Genomic DNA, 16356 nt, shown 5'->3' with positions numbered 1-16356 from the left:
GGAATATATATGGAAGGAAAACAAATCATAGCAGTAACCAATCGAAATTTATGCACACGGCCGTTCCTGCAGGTGATGGAAGAACTGGCGCAGAAAGAACTAAAGACGATTGTGCTGAGGGAGAAGGATCTGCCAGAAAAAGAATATGAAAAACTGGCGGGCCGGTGCCTGGAAATCTGCCAAAAAACAGGAGCAGATCTGACGATTCATAATTTTATATCAGCAGCCAGGAATCTGGGAGTAAAAAAAATCCATCTTCCTTATTCTGTATTTTTGAAAGAAGCTGATACGCTGGGGGATTTTGATTCCGTCAGCACATCCATCCACAAACCGGAAGAAGTCCTTCATGCCCAGGAGCTGGGAGCGGATTTTGTGTTTGCAGGTCATATTTTTGAGACAGACTGCAAAAAAGGGCTGGCGCCCAGAGGTCTGGGCTTTTTAAAAAAGGTTCTGGAGAATGCCAGAATTCCGGTATACGGCATTGGAGGCATTCATGAGAATAATTATCAGCAGGTTCTGGATGCCGGAGCGGCAGGAATCTGTATGATGTCGGAATTTATGAAATAGCGGGAAATCTGGCTTTACTCACTGCGGGCTTTATGTTATGATTGGAAGAAGTACGTAAAGGAGAGAGTCATGAAAATAACAAAAAATCTGGCAAAAGTTATTTCAAAAATTTTAAAATTTCTTCAGCGGCGGCTGGTCATGGTAGTTCTCCTGATCGTGATTCAGGTGGTCTGGATGACCTATATTGTAGCAATCATAGGTGAGAATTCCGAGATACTGCAGAAGCTGCTGGAATTGTTCAGCCTGATTGTCGTGATTTATCTGGTAAACAAAGAAGATAACCCGGCCTACAAGCTCGCATGGACCATACCGATTCTGATTTTCCCTTTGTTTGGAGGATTTGCGTATCTGGTCCTGGGGAATAAGCAGCCGGCGAGAAAGCTGAGGAAGGCGCTGGAAGAATCGATTTCTGAAACCGATTTTCTGCTGGGACAGGAATATGAAGTGATCGAGAACTTGAAAAAGGCAGATTTCCAGGCTGCAACGCAGGCAGTTTATATAGAAAAATACGGCGGATATCCGATTTATCAGAATTCCAATACAAAGTATTATGCTTCCGGAGAGGAGATGTTTGGAGATCTTCTGGAATCTCTGCGCAGTGCAAAGCATTATATTTTTATGGAATTCTTTATTGTTTCACAAGGTTATATGTGGGAAACAATTCTGGAAATCTTAAAAGAGCGCGTCAATGATGGAGTGGAAGTTCGTTTTATGTATGATGACGTAGGATGTGTTGATCTTCTGCCGTATAAATACTATAAAGAACTGGAAAAGTATGGGATTATGACAGTGGCCTTTAACCGGATCAAACCGCTGATTTCCACTGCATGGAACAACCGGGATCACAGAAAAGTTGTCGTAGTGGACGGACATACCGCTTATACCGGCGGGCTGAATCTGGCGGATGAATATATTAACCGGATCGAGAGGTTTGGATATTGGAAAGACGCAGGGCTTAAGGTAACGGGCGATGCTGTATGGAATTTTACAGTAATGTTTCTGCAGGTGTGGAATGCCATGCGTAAGACCGATGAAGGATTTGGCATGTTCCTTCCGCACAAACATCACCAGGCGGATTTTAAGGGAAAAGGCTATATCCAGCCTTATGCCGATAACCCTCTGGACCGGGAGACTGTAGGAGAGAATGTATATCTGAATATTATTAATTCCGCGGTTCATTATGTCTATATGTATACACCGTATCTGATCATTGATAATGAGATGATCACAGCATTGTGTCTTGCGGCAAAACGCGGTGTGGATGTAAGAATTGTTACGCCGGCGATTCCGGACAAGAAAGCGGTCTTTTTGCTGACGCAGTCTTACTATAGTCAGCTGGTGGATGCAGGAATCCGGATTTATCAGTATACGCCTGGTTTTATTCATGCAAAATGTTTCCTGTGTGATGATAAGATCGGGACAGTAGGAACGATCAATATGGATTTTCGGAGTCTGTATCTTCATTTTGAAAATGGTGTGTTTATGTATAAAAGTGAAGCTTTGCCGCAGCTGAAGGAGGATATGCTCCGGACATTTGAAGAAAGCCAGCTCATTACCAAAGAAATGTGTGAAGGCACACTGCCAAAGCGGCTGGCTCAAAGTATGTTGAGAATTTTAGCGCCTTTATTATAGGAGTTTGGGCAAATGGAAAGTTATACAAGTTTTGCGATGGTGTATGATGAATTTATGGATCAGACACCATATGATGCCTGGCATCAGAATATTCTGGATATTTTTAAGAAGTATGATGTGCCTTCTCAGGGAAAGATTCTGGAGCTTGGATGCGGAACCGGGAAAATGACCCGCAGGCTTGCGTCCAGCGGATATGATATAACAGCAGTTGATAATTCCCTGGAAATGCTGGAGATTGCCGGCAGCAGTGATAAGGATGGAATATTATATGTACTTCAGGATATGGCAGATTTAGAACTGCCGCGGAAAGTGGATGCTGCCGTCAGCGTGTGTGACTGTATGAATTATCTGCTGGAGGAAGAAGAACTGTTTTCGGCTTTTCAAAAAGTGAAAAAATATTTAAATCCTCATGGAATTTTTATGTTTGATATGAATTCAAAATATAAATATGAACATCTGCTGGCACAGAATACATTTGCAGAAGACAGAGAAGACGCCAGTTTTATCTGGGATAATTTTTATGATGAAAAACAGCGGATCAACGAATATCAGCTAAGTCTGTTTATCCGCAATCAGGAAGGAACCTACAATAAATATGAGGAGGTTCATCTTCAGAAAGCATATGAACAGGAAGAAGTCCGGGAACTGCTGAAGAGAGCGGGATTTACGGAAATTGATATACTGGATGCAGAAACAATGCGGAAGCCTGATGAAAAAACAGAGCGTCTTTATTATATTGCAGGATAAAGCCATATGGGAGAGATCAGAAAGGAAGAAAAATGAAAGATTATATTGTAAGAGGTACGGCCGCCAACGATGAGGTTCGATTTTTTGCGGCATATACAAAAGGAGTTGTGGAGGAAGCAAGACAGAGACATAATACGAGTCCGGTTGCCACGGCAGCCCTGGGGCGTCTGCTGACAGCAGGAGCCATGATGGGAAGCATGTGTAAAAATGACAGTGATATTCTGACGCTTCAGATTCAGTGCAGCGGTCCGATCGGCGGGCTTACAGTGACAGCAGACTCCAAGGCAAATGTAAAAGGATATGTGAACCATCCGGATGTTATGCTTCCGCCAAGCAAAGAAGGGAAGCTTGATGTAGGGAAAGCAGTAGATCTCGGTGTTCTTACAGTGATTAAGGATATTGGATTAAAGGAACCGTATTCCGGACAGACCCATCTTGTATCCGGTGAGATTGCGGAAGATCTGACTTATTATTTCGCAACCAGTGAACAGATTCCAACGTCCGTTGCCCTGGGCGTTTTGATGAATAAGGATAATACGGTCCGTCATGCCGGGGGATTTATCATTCAGCTGATGCCGTTTGCAACAGAAGAGACTATCAGCGCGCTGGAACAGAAGATCGCTCAGTTTCAATCCGTAACTTCCTGCCTGGATGCGGGACATACTCCGGAAGAGATGATGGAACAGCTTCTTGGAGATATGGATATGAAAGTATATGGAACCATGCCGACCAGATTCCACTGCAACTGCTCAAAAGAAAGAGTGGAGCAGGCGGTGATCAGCGTAGGCAGAAAAGAAATTCAGTCTATGATCGATGAAGGGAAGCCGATCGAGGTCAACTGTCATTTCTGCAATACAAACTATGAATATACGGTAGATGATCTGAAGAGGATGTTAAAAGAAGCTGCTCATTAAAAAAGGATGCCGGTCTTTCGCAGGAAAGACCGGCATCCTTTTTTAGTATGTGTCCGTGTCAGAGTCTTATTCTTCGCTTTTTTCTTCCTTTTCCTCCGTGGAAGAAGCATCATCGTCATCATCTCCGGTAATATGGATAGAGACATAATCTCTGTCATCTTCTGACGGTTCAGGGAAAATGTCGTCATCGTCGAAGATGTCATCATCGTCAAAATCCTCGTCTTCAGGTTCTTCTTCTTTTCCTGTCAGTTCCTTGATCTTTTCAAAGATGGCCTTGATCTGGTCACGGGCGATATAGAGAATGCCGCCGATGGTGATCAGAGCAGTAAGAAACTTACATAAAGTTTTAAATTTTTTTCTCATAAAAAGACCCCTTTCGTTTTTTCTGCTTTCATTGTAATATGAAATAAAAGAAAAAGCAACGAAGTATTGACAAAATAAAATTTCTTGATAAAATAATAAACGAAAATTAATTTTATACACAGGAAGGAGGAACGGTTTGAAGCGTTTATGTGCGAAAGAAGCGTTGAAATTTGTCCCAGATCAGGGAAAGATCGGCCTCGGAGGAGGAGAGACCATAGGATATCTTGCGGAGAATATAAAAGAAGCAGGTAAGCATGTGACTGTAATTACTCCGTCAGAAACCACAAGGAAAAAATGCCTGGAATTAGGGCTGACGGTAGAGGAGACTGGAGAGACATCCGGACTGAAAATAGCTTTTGACGGATGCGATCAGGTAGATCAGAGATTAAATGCTTATAAAAGCGCGGGAGGAATCCATACGAAGGAAAAGATCATTGCGCGAATGGCAGAAGAATATGTACTTTTGGCGGATGAGACAAAGATAGTAAAAGAACTCGGGTATGATATTCCGATCGTTCTGGATATTGTTCCGGAAGCGTTGGGATATGTCAGAAGAGAAATTCAGACAATGGGAGGACGCGTTCGACAGAGGAACGAACATCTTCTGGAAACAGAATTTGAAGGGAATCCTCCCCTTGGGGAGCTGGATCGAAGATTAAAAGCAATGACCGGAGTCATTGAAACTTCGTTGTTTTATCAGATTGCCGCGAAGGCTTTAATTGCAGGAAAAGATGGAGTCAGAGTCATAGAAAAAACAGGAGAAAGAAAATGAATACTTGGGGAATTTTAGGATGCGGAACGATCGCAAATGAAATGGCAGAGACATTTCAGAAAATGGGGCGCGTAATTTACGGAGTCAGCAGCCGGACGCCGGAGAAAACAGTAAAATTTGCAGAAAAATACGGTATAAAGCATGTGTATCAGACATATGAAGAAATGCTGGAAGATGAAAAGATTGACATTGTCTATATTGCAACACCGCACAGTATGCATTATGAAAATATGATAAAAGCGGTAAAAGCCGGGAAACATGTACTGTGTGAGAAAGCAATCACGGTCAATGAGGCGCAGTTAAACGAAGTTATGGCACTGGCAGAGGAAAAAGGAGTCGTTGTAAGAGAAGCCATGACGATTTCTCATATGCCTCTCTATAAGAAATTAAAAGAAAGGATCCGGGAAGGAGCGATCGGAAAACTGAAAATGGTTCAGGTAAATTTCGGCAGCAACAAAGGATATGATTCCGCCAGTCGTTTTTTTGCCCTGGAAGCAGCCGGAGGCGCACTGCTGGATATTGGTGTGTATGCTGCATCATTTGCCAGAACGTTTTTAAGTGAAGCTCCGAATACCATTCTTACAACGGTGGAATTTCTGGAGACCGGAGCGGATGAACAGTCAGGCATCATTATGAAGAATACCAAAGGGGAGATGGCTGTTATGTGTCTGACTCTGCGGGCAAAACAGCCGAAAAGAGGTGTTGTGAGCGGAGACAAAGGATATATTGAGGTATATGAATACCCAAGAGCGTGCAGGGCAGCCATAACGAATACGGAAACCGGTGAGGTAGAGACCGTGGAGGCAGGAAAAACAGAAGACGCTTTAAAATATGAAGTGGAAGCTATGGAAGGATGCGCAGCTGGTGATTATGAAGATGACTGTCAGGAAATAACAAGGGACGTTATGAAAATCCTTACAAGTGTTAAAACCCAGTGGGGAATGAAATATCCATTTGAATAGAAGAAAAGGCAGAAAAAGCAGGGGGCGGAATAAAAATCATATCCGCATCCTGCTTCTTTAGGCTGGACGGACCTGCAAGGATGGGGTATACTGGTTAAGATAAGTGGAAAAGGAGGAAAGGGATGGATGATCCGGATTTTTAAAACTTATGAAGGCGAGACCAGACTTTGTGAGCTCAAAGAAATCGAAAGAGAATCCTGGGTGATGCTTACAGATCCGACGCATGATGAGCTTTATCGTATTTCTGAGACCTATAAGATTGATATGGCTGATCTGAAGGCTGCTCTGGACGCAGAAGAACGCTCCCGTCTGGAAAACGAAGAAGACTATACGATGATTCTTGTTAATATTCCGGTGGTAGAAGAAGAAAACGGGAAGAAATGGTATGAAACGATCCCGCTTGGTATTTATATTACGAAAAAAATCGTATTTACTGTGTGCCTGGAAGAGACCAATATCCTGCGTCAGTTTGTGGATGGACTGGTTCCGGATTTTTATACATACATGAAAACACGGTTTGTATATCAGATCCTTTATAACAATGCGGCCCTGTTCCTCTATTACCTGAGAATCATTGATCAGAGAGCAAATCAGGTCGAGGAAGTTCTGCTGGAGACTTCAAAAAACAGCGATCTGATCCAGCTGTATGATCTGGAAAAATGTCTGGTATATTTTACGACTTCCTTAAAGTCCAATGAGGTCGTTCTGGAGAAGTTAAGGAAACATATCGGACTTCGTCATTATGAGGAAGATCAGGAACTGCTGGAAGATGTTATCATAGAGAACAAACAGGCTATGGAGATGACTTATATTTATCATAATATCCTGCGCAGCACCATGTCTTTATTCGGTTCCATCATTGATAACAATCTGAATCATGTTATGAAGTTCCTTGCGGCGGTAACGATCATCGTAGAACTTCCAACGATGATATCCGGGCTGTACGGAATGAACGTAAAGCTGTCGGGCATGCCATTTGCCCAGAATGCCTATGGGTTTGCTGTGATCACGGCTTTTTCCGTTGTTGTCTGTCTGATTGCGGTCTGCATATTAAAAAAGAAAAATTTACTGTAAAAAACCTGCTATGAAGAAAACGGCAGCTGCCGGCGGAATTGTTCATAGCAGGTTTTGATTTTAATCTAAATAGTGTTTCATATGCCGCAGGGCATTCTTTTCCAGGCGGCTGACCTGTGCCTGGGAGATGCTGATTTCGTCAGCGACTTCGGTCTGGGTTTTTCCTTCAAAAAAGCGAAGCCGGATAATATTGTACTCCCGGTCTGGCAGCCGGTCCATGGCTTCTTTTAAAGAGATGGATTCGACCCACAGATCTTCTTTATTCTTTTTATCTTTAACCTGATCCATCAGATAGAGGGCGTCTCCGCCGTCCTGATACACCGGTTCGTAAAGGGAAAGAGGAGTTGCGATTGCGTCCAGAGCAAATAAAACGTCCTCTTTTTTGATTCCGATTTCCTTAGAAATTGCTTCCAGGGAAGGCTCTTTGTTATATTTTTTTGTGAGGGTTTCTTTTGCGTTGATTGCTTTATAGGCAGTGTCCCGGAGGGAGCGGCTGACTCTCATGGCATTATTGTCTCTCAGATAACGTTTTACTTCTCCGATGATCATAGGAACCGCATAGGTAGAAAACTTTACGTTGAGACTTCGATCAAAGTTGTCGATGGCTTTTATTAAGCCAATGCAGCCGACCTGAAACAGATCATCGGCATTTTCACTGCTTCCGGAAAAACGCTGGATGACGCTCAGCACAAGTCTTAAGTTTCCCTTAATATACTGTTCTCTGGCGTCTAAGTCACCCTGTTCAATCCGTTCAAATAATTCTTCTTTTTCTTCGTTGCTCAGAAGCGGCAGGGTTGAAGTATTTACGCCGCATATTTCAACTTTGTTCAGTGCCATAATTGATTCCTCCATTGTAAATCGTTCTAATAAAATCATTTACAAATGCGGCTTCCTTTATACGTTGAAAAAATTGCCAGGAAAATTGACTTCTATATTTTGCGGTGATATGATAAACGAAGCAAAAGAAATAAAAAGGAGATTTTTCATGAAAAAAATATTAACTTCAATTTTGATGATTGCTTTTGCGTTATGTCTTGGAGGATGTGATCTGCCATGGCAGAAGCAGACAGCGGAAACGACAGAAAAACCTCAGACGATAGAGTCTTCCGAAGTGAAAGGAAGTATGAAAGGAATGAAGTTGAAAGTCGGGGTTTCCAATGAGATGGCGCCATTTTCTTTCTATGATGAAGATAAGAAAGAGCTGAGAGGATTCGACATTGATATTTTGAAGAGCATCAGCGATTATCTTGGGTTTGAATATGAAACCCAGGCTATGCCCATGAGAGAGATTGAGAAAAAGATTAAGAATAAGGAACTGGATTTTGCGATTGCCGGTATTTCAATTACAGATGCCCGACAGGAAGAATTTGATTTTACGGATTCCTATTATGACAATACGATTTCCATGGCGGTCAATAAAAATTCCGGAATTGAGGATCGTAAAGATATTCAGGGCAAGATCATAGGAGTCGAGGAAGAGACGTCCAATGCCCAGTATGTAGAAGATTATATGAAAGAAGATAATACAGTGAAATATTATTCTTCTATGAAAGAAGTGTTTAAAGATCTGGAAGCGGGAAAGATCGATGTGACATTGTATGATACGACAGGAGTCGATTATTACCTTCAGAATCATAAAAAAACCAATGTTACGGCTTTGAGTGAGAAACTGAATTCTGAACAGAGCAACTATGGAATCATGTTTGCCAAAGGATATAAATATCTGGATCAGTTTAATGTAGCGCTTCAGGTATTGAATACAGACGGTGAATATCAGGAGATCAAAGACCGCTGGATCGGTGTAAGCGACTAGGAGCCGGCCGTGGAGATTACGTATATTGTTTTTCGACAGATTCTGAAAATGTTTCTGATGATGGGAATTGGATTCGGATGTTATAAAATCCGTTTCTTTACGACAAAGGGAAGTCAGGTGCTGTCAGATACGGCGCTGTTTATTGTGCTTCCCTGTGTTATTTTCACTTCGTTTCAAATAGAATATGACAGACAGATTCTGTATGGAATCATTGTTTCTTTTGTTCTGGCAGCTGCGGCCCATATCGTTGCGATGGGGGCCGCATATCTTTTGGTTCGCGGAGGAAAACAGGAACAAAGGATTCTGGAACGGTTTCACGTTATATATCCTAACTGCGGATTTATGGGAGTGCCGATTGCTCAGGCGATGTTTGGGGGAAATGGAGTGATCTATATTACAGCATTTATGTGTGCCCAGAATTTTCTGATCTGGTCTCATGGAGTGACTTCCATGAAAGGAGGGGGATTTCGAAAGGAATCTCTCATACAGGTCCTGAAAGCTCCGGTCATTCTTGCGCTGACGCTGGGAATGATCTGTTTTGTCCTTAACATCCGGATTCCGGGAATGCTGGAAGAATCCCTGGAATCTGTGGGGTCAATGAACACGCCGCTGGCCATGCTGGTATCCGGAACTGCCATAGCTCAGACTCATATTGGAAAAGCACTGCGCAGACCAAGGATGTACTGGATGCTGTTCCTTCGTCTGATCGCAGTGCCTGCGGTTGTTATTATATTATTGTCTTTTGTGCCGGTGCCGGAAGAGATCCGTCTGGTCACGGCCATGGGGATATCGGCTCCGACAGCAGCAATTTCAACGATGTTCGCTGTAAAATATCATAGAGATGTCGGCTATGCGGCAGAATTGTTTGCGGAATCAACTGTATGCGCGGCTGTTACCATGCCTGCAATGATTTATTTAGCACAGCTGCTGTTTTAGCCAGGCGGCCTCATCTTCAGTCAGATAAGGAGAGATTGCGTCATATACCTTTTGCTGGTATTGTGACAGCAGTCTCTTTTCTTTTTCGCTGAGAAGTGAAAAATCAATGCCGTCCAGATCAATCGGAACCAAAGTAAGCGGTTCGAATTCCAGGAAAGAGCCATATTCATTCTGACGCTGTTTCCTGCACAAAAGCATGTTCTCTGTGCGGATGCCATATTTTCCAGGAACGTACACTCCCGGTTCATCGGTTGTAACCATTCCGGGCAGCAGCACCGCATCAAGATTTTCCGGATTGCTTCTCCATCGGAAAGCATTCGGCCCTTCGTGAACTCCCAGAAAATATCCGACTCCATGGCCGGTGCCGCATCGGTAATCCAGTCCGCATTCCCATAACGGCTCCCTGGCTATAATGTCCAGATTGCTTCCGCGGCATCCTGCGAGAAATTTGACGTCTGCCAGCAAAAGCATGGATTTGCAGACCAGGGTATAACTTTTTTTCTCTTCTTCTGAGATCGGTCCGAGAATAAAAGTTCTTGTGACGTCTGTTGTACCGCCCGGATACTGAGCTCCGGAGTCGATCAAAAGCATGCCTTCCGGTTTTAACGGTACGTCGGATTCTTCCGTTGCCTGATAGTGCATCATGGCAGCATGCTCTTTGTAGGCACAGATCGTATCAAAGCTAGGGCCCATGTAATCCGGCTGCTTCATTCTCTCTTCTTCCAGTTTCCGGCTTACGGAAAGTTCAGTCATCGCTGTTGTACCAATCTTTGTTTTCAGCCAGTAAATGAATTTGGTCATTGCCGCACCGTCATAGATATGATACTGTCTGAGGTTTTTGATCTGGGTTTCATTTTTTACCGCCTTTAATGATTCCGTAGGGTTTTTAAGAGGAATGATCTTGCATTTAAACAGCTGCTGATAGTGAAGATAATTGACGCAGTCAGGATCCAGCATAACTGTTCCGTGCTGTTCTTCGACAAAAGATGTTGCTTCCGCATAATCCATGATAATGACTCCATGGTCTTTCAGATAAGGGATAACGGTAGCTGACAGACAGTTTTCCCGGACAAAAAGAAAACACTTATCTTCTGATATCCATACATAGCTGTAAAATACAGGGGTGCATTTAATGTCGTCACCTCTCAGATTAAAAAGCCAGGCAATATCAGGAAGAGAAGAAAGAAAATATCCGTTGGCGCCCTCCTCTTTCATGCGTTCCCGTATTTTGGACAGCTTGGATGGAAAGTCCTCTCCTGCAAATTTCAGGTCGTGCAGGTATACGCTGTTTTTGGTAAGAGCCGGGCGGTCTGCCCACATTTCCTCTACAAAACGATATTTTGTCCGGAAGACAGCTTTATGCTTTTTGGCGGTTCGGGCCAGCTTTTTTCCGTAATTGGCGGAAAGATACAGACCGTTGGTGCCAAGAATATCATCCGGTTTCAGATGCTCGTCTAAAAACTCCAGGACAGTAGGAACACCGTCTACACCCTGGCGCATCAGCTGAATATGGGAAGAATCAATTTGTTCTTCCGCCTGGGTAAAATAACGGCCGTCCGTCCACAGCCAGCAGTCACGAGGCGACACCAGAAGGGTGCCGGCGGAACCGGTAAATCCTGAAATATATTCTCTGAATTTGAATGAATCATCGACATATTCAGACTGATGAGGGTCTTCACTTGGAATCAAATAGTATGTAATTTTATTCTCTTTTAATACAGTCTGAAGTTTTGATAAATTTGTTTTCATTTGGAAACCTCCCTCTTTAGGATCATCGGTAAAATCATGACAAGTCTTATTATTTTAAGTATACATGAATTGTGAAAATACGTCCAGCAAAAGAGCGGGAGGCGGTGAAAGGAAGACCGGTAAATTTGTGCAGCGTTTCACCCAATTGTTCAGAACGTCTTGACAAAATGTTGTATAATTGATAAAGATATTTATCGGATACTGAAGGAGGTTTATATGAAGAATATGTTAGTTGCCCAGTCCGGCGGACCGTCTGCGGCAATCAATGCGACGATCACAGGCGTGATTGATGCAGGACTGGAGAGCGAAGAAATCCGGCATGTTTATGGAGCGTTAAATGGAATTAAAGGAGTTTTAAATGAAAATTTCGTTATGCTGGATGAAATCTGCAGATCCAAGGAAAAAAGAGATTTGCTGGCAATGACTCCGGCGGCAGCGCTGGGATCCTGCAGGTGGAAACTGAAAGATCCGAAAGAAAATGCAGAAGAATTTGAGAAGATCATACAGGTTTTGAGGAAGAATGAGATTGGATATTTTATTTACACCGGCGGGAATGATTCCATGGATACTGTGTATAAGTTATCTCAATACTGCAAAGAACATGGCGTGGATGACATTAAGATAATGGGAGCTCCGAAAACCATTGACAATGATCTTGGAGAGACAGATCACTGTCCGGGGTTTGGGTCTGCGGCAAAATTTATAGCCACCGCATTTACGGAAATTGCCTGTGACAGTTTTGTGTATGATGTTCCATCGGTTACGATCGTAGAGATTATGGGGCGTAATGCAGGCTGGCTGACAGCCAGCGCGGCACTGGCAAGAACAGAAAAGAGACGGGTTCCTCAGCTGATCTATCTGTGTGAGAAAACTTTTGATGAAGAAAGATTTATCCAGGACGTGAAAGATGCTCTGAAAAAGGAAAATAACATTATCATTGCGGTCAGCGAAGGAGTAAAAGATGCCAGCGGAAAGTATGTTGGAGAAGAAATCAAGTCTGGAAAAGAAGATGCGTTTGGGCACAAATATCTGTCAGGCATTGGAAAATATCTGGAAGGCCTTGTGGGAGAGCAGATCGGATGTAAGGTGCGTTCTGTAGAGTTAAATGTTCTGCAGAGATGTGCCGGATATATGCTGAGCAGGACAGATATTATGGAATCCAGAAACCTGGGGGCTTATGCGGCGATCAGTGCAATTCGCGGTGAGAGTGGAAAGATGTCCGTTCTGGAAAGAATTTCCAACCATCCATATCATGTAAAAATCAGTCTGGCGGATTTATCCGGAATTGCTAATTATGAAAAAACAGTGCCGGTTGAATGGATTACGGAAGAAGGAAATGATATCACAGATGAACTGGTTGAATATCTGACGCCGCTGATCCAGGGCGAAGTAGAAATCCCTTACGAGAATGGAATTCCAAAACATTTTGTGCTGTAGGAGAAAAAGAAACCGCAGAGGCGGCAGTATGTGCTGCTTCTGCGGTTTGCTTTGTTTTTTATTTAAATTCTTTTTTTTGTTCTGGTTTATGCCTGCTGAGGAAACTGACATGTTTTCTGGATTTCAGAAAATATTGATTAATTTCCGCACCGATAAAAAGTATCATCATGCAGAAATAGAGCCATAATAAAGTCAGCAGGATACTGGTAAGTCCTCCATACATAATATTGTAAATCGTAAAATTATCAAAATACATAGAAAACAGGAAGGAAAGAACCAGCCAGCCAATAGAGGCGAGCAGTGCTCCCGGAAGGATCTCCCTTGTTTTAAAGTTGTCGCTTGGGAGAAAGCGGAACATGATAATGAATACGATCATAAAGACTAAAAAGGCTACAATAAAACGAATCATGGCAAATACCAGATGCTGATTTTCCAGAACCGGCTGGAATCGATACAGCTGCTGCAGCAGGGAATTTCCAAATAGAAGCAGAACCATGCCGAACAGGACGGCAACAGCCATTAAGGCAATATAAATGCTGGAAATGAAACGAAGAACAAAATAGTTTCTTTTTTCTTCGATTTCATGAATTGTATTCAGTCCGGTCATCATCGACAGAATTCCTTTGGATGCAGACCATAATAAGGTCAGAATTGTAAGAGACATATATGTGGTTGTAAGTTTTCCGTTTAGTGAATTTATAATAGGAATGACCGCTCCGCTGTATTGTTCCGGCAGATAAGTCTTTACCAGTTCGATCATGTCCTCAGGTGTAATCGGGAAAAAACGCATAAGGCTCAGCACCACGATTAAAAATGGAAAAAAGGAAAGAATGGTAAAGAAAGCCGCCTGAGCGGAAAACGCCGTAATATGATCTTTCTGCGCTTTATCAATAATGGATTCGATCATAGAAATTAATTTTAACATAACAAATACCTCTGATAAACGAGCTCGTCCTTAACCTGTTAATAGTATCATAATTGAAAAGAAAGTACAAGATTATGAGAGACAGAGACAGATTTGCATGGAAAAGGGACAGGATATATAATAAGATATTACCAAAAAAGAAGGAAATAATCGTAAGAAAGGTGAAAGAATCAATGAATACGAATACTATAACAGGAATCATGATTCCTTTTCTTGGAACTGCTGCAGGAGCGGCTGGTGTATTTTTTCTAAAGGACGGCATTCATCCTCTGGCGCAGAAACTTCTGCTTGGATTTGCTTCCGGCGTCATGGTGGCGGCTTCTGTCTGGTCACTGCTGATACCGGCAATGGACATGTCAGAGCCCATGGGCAATCTGGCATTTTTTCCGGCCGCTGCCGGATTTTTGCTGGGTATTTTCTTCCTGTTTCTTATGGATCATCTGGTGCCGCATCTCCATTTGGATCAGAAAGAGCCGGAAGGTCCGAAAAAATCTCTGGCAAGATCCACCATGCTGATTCTGGCAGTTACGATGCATAATATTCCGGAAGGGATGGCCGTAGGAGTTGTGTATGCAGGAGTCCTGGCAGGAAATCAGGATGTTTCGGCTGCGGGAGCCATTGCGCTGTCAGCAGGAATTGCCATTCAGAATTTCCCGGAAGGAGCGATCATTTCCATGCCGCTTCTTGGAACCGGCATGAAAAAGGGAAAGGCATTTCTGTATGGGATGCTTTCAGGAATCGTAGAACCTGCAGGAGCATTTCTTATGATACTTTTTGCGTCAGCGCTGACGCCGTTTCTTCCATATTTTCTGTCCTTTGCCGCAGGGGCAATGATCTATGTGGTTGTGGAAGAACTGATTCCCGAATCTTCTCAGGGGAAACACTCGAATGCGGGAACCATAGGGTTCGCCGCAGGGTTTGTGATCATGATGATTTTAGATGTGGCGCTTGGATAAAATCTTAAAAACCGCATTAGTTCATATATAAAAAAACAATAAACAAAATCTAAAAACTTCTTGACAAAGAATTATCTATCTATTAGAATTAGAACTAAGTTAAGAGGGAACAACAGGCGGATTGTTACTGGTAATGCAGGCTAGACCAGCTGGGAGATTTTGGGAATAGAAGTCGAAGGGCAAGGTCTATTTTTTATGCCGATTTTTCTATTCTTAAAAATATCGTAAGTGTATGAGGTGGTCTTGTGAAAATTACAAAAGTTATCAACAATAATATTGTAGTTTCAAGAGATGACAGCCAGCGAGAAGTTGTTTTGATGGGAAAGGGCCTGGGTTTCCAGAAGCATGCGGGGCAGACTATAGATCCTAAAAAGATAGAGAAGACATATATCATGAAGGATCATGGGATGACGCACCGGTTTCAGGAGATGGCAGCCAATATACCGATTGAACGCCTGAAAGTATGCAATGAGATTATTCAGTATGCCAAAGACCGGCTTCAGAAGAACATCAATGATAACATCTATATTTCCCTGACAGATCATATCAATTTTGCTATTGAGAGAGTGAAGATGGGGGTTCCGTTTCAGAATCCTTTCCTATGGGAGATAAAGAAGTTTTATTATCAGGAGTATCTGATCGGAAAAGCAGCGATCGGAATGATTGAAAAGAAGCTGAAGGTTACCCTCCCGCAGGACGAGGCGGCGTTTATTGCGCTCCATATTGTGAATGCGGAACTGGATCTGGATATGACGTCCATGGTTTCCATGACGAAATTTGTGAATCATATTCTGGATATCGTTGACGAATGTTTCGGAGATCGGATTGATAAGGAATCTGTTTTCTATGAAAGATTTGTTACACATTTAAAATTCTTTGCCCAGAGGATTTTTGCGGGAAAAGAAGTTGAGAGTGATGATACTGAATTTCAGGAAATCATCCGCAATAAATATCAGGACTGCATTGATTGTGTAGAGAAAATCAAGGCTTATATTAAAGAGACGTGCAATCATGATGTAACGGATGAAGAGATGATGTATCTGACCGTGCATGTTAAGCGGGTCACAACAAAATAAAAAGTTTATATAGAATTATATCAGGATTGTTACTGGTAATGCAGGCTAAACTTGATTTGAACCCGGATTCTTCGGAATCCTGCTTTTGTGATACGGAAAGCGGGACGATAGAACCTTTTGTTCAGATCAGGTTTTTTTTATTTGCAGGCACCTGCCTGTGTAATACATAAAAAGCTTAATAAACAAAGAAAAGGAGGAATATGAAAAATGGTAGGAATTATTCTTGCTACACATGGTGATTTCGCCAAGGGAATCCTTCAGTCAGGATCCATGATCTTCGGTGACCAGCCGAATGTTGCGGCTGTTACATTACAGCCGAGTGAAGGACCGGCGGATATCCGTGCCAAGATGGAAGAAGCCGTTGCTTCTTTTGACGACCCTGACCAGGTTCTGATCATGGTAGACTTATGGGGCGGAACACCATTCAACCAGG

The 16356-nt window shown here is 42.7% G+C and carries 17 protein-coding genes; 13 read left to right on the top strand and 4 right to left on the bottom strand.

The genetic code is table 11. The annotated features are described in order from the left end of the window. The first annotated feature begins 9 nt into the window (after nt 1-9). From JMF81_RS05305 to hslO, 4 genes are all read left to right on the top strand, one after another. On the top strand, nt 10-567 hold the full coding sequence (locus JMF81_RS05305) for a thiamine phosphate synthase (protein ID WP_201310411.1): 558 nt from the start codon (nt 10-12) through the stop codon (nt 565-567). Nucleotides 568-636: 69 nt separating this feature from the next. Next, nucleotides 637-2199: a cardiolipin synthase gene (cls, locus tag JMF81_RS05300; RefSeq protein ID WP_201310410.1), complete on the top strand. Its 1563-nt coding sequence runs from the start codon at nt 637-639 to the stop codon at nt 2197-2199. A gap of 12 nt (nt 2200-2211) precedes the next feature. Beyond that, nucleotides 2212-2946 carry a class I SAM-dependent DNA methyltransferase gene (locus JMF81_RS05295; RefSeq protein ID WP_201310409.1) on the top strand — a complete coding sequence of 245 codons (735 nt, stop codon included), beginning with the start codon at nt 2212-2214 and terminating at the stop codon, nt 2944-2946. A 32-nt stretch (nt 2947-2978) separates the two neighbouring features. Next, a complete protein-coding gene (gene hslO, locus JMF81_RS05290) occupies nt 2979-3860 on the top strand; it encodes an Hsp33 family molecular chaperone HslO (RefSeq protein ID WP_201310408.1) in 882 nt (293 codons plus the stop codon). Nucleotides 3861-3926: 66 nt separating this feature from the next. On the opposite strand, the gene JMF81_RS05285 is transcribed toward hslO, so the two are convergent. After that, on the bottom strand, nt 3927-4223 hold the full coding sequence (locus JMF81_RS05285) for a DNA-directed RNA polymerase subunit delta (RefSeq protein ID WP_201310407.1): 297 nt from the start codon (nt 4221-4223) through the stop codon (nt 3927-3929). Nucleotides 4224-4359: 136 nt separating this feature from the next. Between JMF81_RS05285 and rpiA the strand changes: the two genes are divergently transcribed. The 3 genes from rpiA to JMF81_RS05270 all read left to right on the top strand — a co-directional run bounded on the left by rpiA (nt 4360) and on the right by JMF81_RS05270 (nt 7031). Next, nucleotides 4360-4995 carry a ribose 5-phosphate isomerase A gene (gene rpiA, locus JMF81_RS05280; RefSeq protein ID WP_201310406.1) on the top strand — a complete coding sequence of 212 codons (636 nt, stop codon included), beginning with the start codon at nt 4360-4362 and terminating at the stop codon, nt 4993-4995. Continuing rightward, nucleotides 4992-5957, top strand: coding sequence for a Gfo/Idh/MocA family protein (locus JMF81_RS05275; protein ID WP_201310405.1), 966 nt, complete (start codon nt 4992-4994; stop codon nt 5955-5957). The genes rpiA and JMF81_RS05275 overlap by 4 nt, the downstream gene beginning before the upstream one ends. Nucleotides 5958-6083: 126 nt before the next feature. After that, a complete protein-coding gene (locus JMF81_RS05270) occupies nt 6084-7031 on the top strand; it encodes a magnesium transporter CorA family protein (RefSeq protein ID WP_201310404.1) in 948 nt (315 codons plus the stop codon). 60 nt (nt 7032-7091) lie between these two features. Here the strand turns inward: JMF81_RS05270 and sigG are convergent, their stop codons facing one another. Next, nucleotides 7092-7868 carry an RNA polymerase sporulation sigma factor SigG gene (sigG, locus tag JMF81_RS05265; RefSeq protein WP_201310403.1) on the bottom strand — a complete coding sequence of 259 codons (777 nt, stop codon included), beginning with the start codon at nt 7866-7868 and terminating at the stop codon, nt 7092-7094. A 148-nt stretch (nt 7869-8016) separates the two neighbouring features. Between sigG and JMF81_RS05260 the strand changes: the two genes are divergently transcribed. Further along, the gene (locus JMF81_RS05260) at nt 8017-8844 is read left to right on the top strand and encodes a substrate-binding periplasmic protein (protein WP_243282545.1); all 828 of its coding nucleotides are present in this window, start codon (nt 8017-8019) and stop codon (nt 8842-8844) included. 9 nt (nt 8845-8853) lie between these two features. Beyond that, nucleotides 8854-9780: an AEC family transporter gene (locus JMF81_RS05255; protein WP_201310402.1), complete on the top strand. Its 927-nt coding sequence runs from the start codon at nt 8854-8856 to the stop codon at nt 9778-9780. Here JMF81_RS05255 and JMF81_RS05250 read toward each other — a convergent pair. Then, the gene (locus JMF81_RS05250; RefSeq protein ID WP_201310401.1) at nt 9760-11529 is read right to left on the bottom strand and encodes an aminopeptidase P family protein; all 1770 of its coding nucleotides are present in this window, start codon (nt 11527-11529) and stop codon (nt 9760-9762) included. The two genes, JMF81_RS05255 and JMF81_RS05250, sit on opposite strands and share 21 nt — an antisense overlap. 216 nt (nt 11530-11745) lie before the next feature. On the opposite strand from JMF81_RS05250, the gene JMF81_RS05245 reads away from it, so the two are divergent. Continuing rightward, nucleotides 11746-12966: a 6-phosphofructokinase gene (locus tag JMF81_RS05245; protein WP_201310400.1), complete on the top strand. Its 1221-nt coding sequence runs from the start codon at nt 11746-11748 to the stop codon at nt 12964-12966. A gap of 58 nt (nt 12967-13024) precedes the next feature. Here the strand turns inward: JMF81_RS05245 and JMF81_RS05240 are convergent, their stop codons facing one another. Further along, the gene (locus JMF81_RS05240) at nt 13025-13891 is read right to left on the bottom strand and encodes a YihY/virulence factor BrkB family protein (protein WP_201310399.1); all 867 of its coding nucleotides are present in this window, start codon (nt 13889-13891) and stop codon (nt 13025-13027) included. 173 nt (nt 13892-14064) lie between these two features. On the opposite strand from JMF81_RS05240, the gene JMF81_RS05235 reads away from it, so the two are divergent. The 3 genes from JMF81_RS05235 to JMF81_RS05225 form a co-directional block, all read left to right on the top strand. Then, nucleotides 14065-14847 (top strand): ZIP family metal transporter, encoded by a 783-nt coding sequence (locus tag JMF81_RS05235; RefSeq protein ID WP_201310398.1) that lies wholly within the window; start codon nt 14065-14067, stop codon nt 14845-14847. Nucleotides 14848-15092: 245 nt separating this feature from the next. Continuing rightward, the gene (gene licT, locus JMF81_RS05230; RefSeq protein WP_201310397.1) at nt 15093-15923 is read left to right on the top strand and encodes a BglG family transcription antiterminator LicT; all 831 of its coding nucleotides are present in this window, start codon (nt 15093-15095) and stop codon (nt 15921-15923) included. A 207-nt stretch (nt 15924-16130) separates the two neighbouring features. Next, nucleotides 16131-16356 (top strand): PTS sugar transporter subunit IIA (locus tag JMF81_RS05225; protein WP_201310396.1); only part of this gene is annotated, 226 nt, incomplete at its 3' end.

Origin of the sequence: Anaerostipes butyraticus (genome assembly GCF_016586355.1) — a bacterium.
Lineage (GTDB): Bacteria > Bacillota > Clostridia > Lachnospirales > Lachnospiraceae > Anaerostipes > Anaerostipes butyraticus.
Note: the sequence above shows the minus strand (reverse complement) of the source record. Positions and strands in the feature narration are given on the sequence as shown.

Excerpts from the sequence above, each read along its gene's own strand:
- JMF81_RS05305 (WP_201310411.1), top strand. The coding sequence starts at position 10 with ATGGAAGGAAAACAAATCATAGCAGTAACCAATCGAAATTTATGCACA.
- cls (WP_201310410.1), top strand. The coding sequence starts at position 637 with ATGAAAATAACAAAAAATCTGGCAAAAGTTATTTCAAAAATTTTAAAA.
- JMF81_RS05295 (WP_201310409.1), top strand. The coding sequence starts at position 2,212 with ATGGAAAGTTATACAAGTTTTGCGATGGTGTATGATGAATTTATGGAT.
- hslO (WP_201310408.1), top strand. The coding sequence starts at position 2,979 with ATGAAAGATTATATTGTAAGAGGTACGGCCGCCAACGATGAGGTTCGA.
- JMF81_RS05285 (WP_201310407.1), bottom strand. The coding sequence starts at position 4,223 with ATGAGAAAAAAATTTAAAACTTTATGTAAGTTTCTTACTGCTCTGATC.
- JMF81_RS05275 (WP_201310405.1), top strand. The coding sequence starts at position 4,992 with ATGAATACTTGGGGAATTTTAGGATGCGGAACGATCGCAAATGAAATG.
- JMF81_RS05270 (WP_201310404.1), top strand. The coding sequence starts at position 6,084 with ATGATCCGGATTTTTAAAACTTATGAAGGCGAGACCAGACTTTGTGAG.
- sigG (WP_201310403.1), bottom strand. The coding sequence starts at position 7,868 with ATGGCACTGAACAAAGTTGAAATATGCGGCGTAAATACTTCAACCCTG.
- JMF81_RS05260 (WP_243282545.1), top strand. The coding sequence starts at position 8,017 with ATGAAAAAAATATTAACTTCAATTTTGATGATTGCTTTTGCGTTATGT.
- JMF81_RS05250 (WP_201310401.1), bottom strand. The coding sequence starts at position 11,529 with ATGAAAACAAATTTATCAAAACTTCAGACTGTATTAAAAGAGAATAAA.
- JMF81_RS05245 (WP_201310400.1), top strand. The coding sequence starts at position 11,746 with ATGAAGAATATGTTAGTTGCCCAGTCCGGCGGACCGTCTGCGGCAATC.
- JMF81_RS05240 (WP_201310399.1), bottom strand. The coding sequence starts at position 13,891 with ATGTTAAAATTAATTTCTATGATCGAATCCATTATTGATAAAGCGCAG.
- JMF81_RS05235 (WP_201310398.1), top strand. The coding sequence starts at position 14,065 with ATGAATACGAATACTATAACAGGAATCATGATTCCTTTTCTTGGAACT.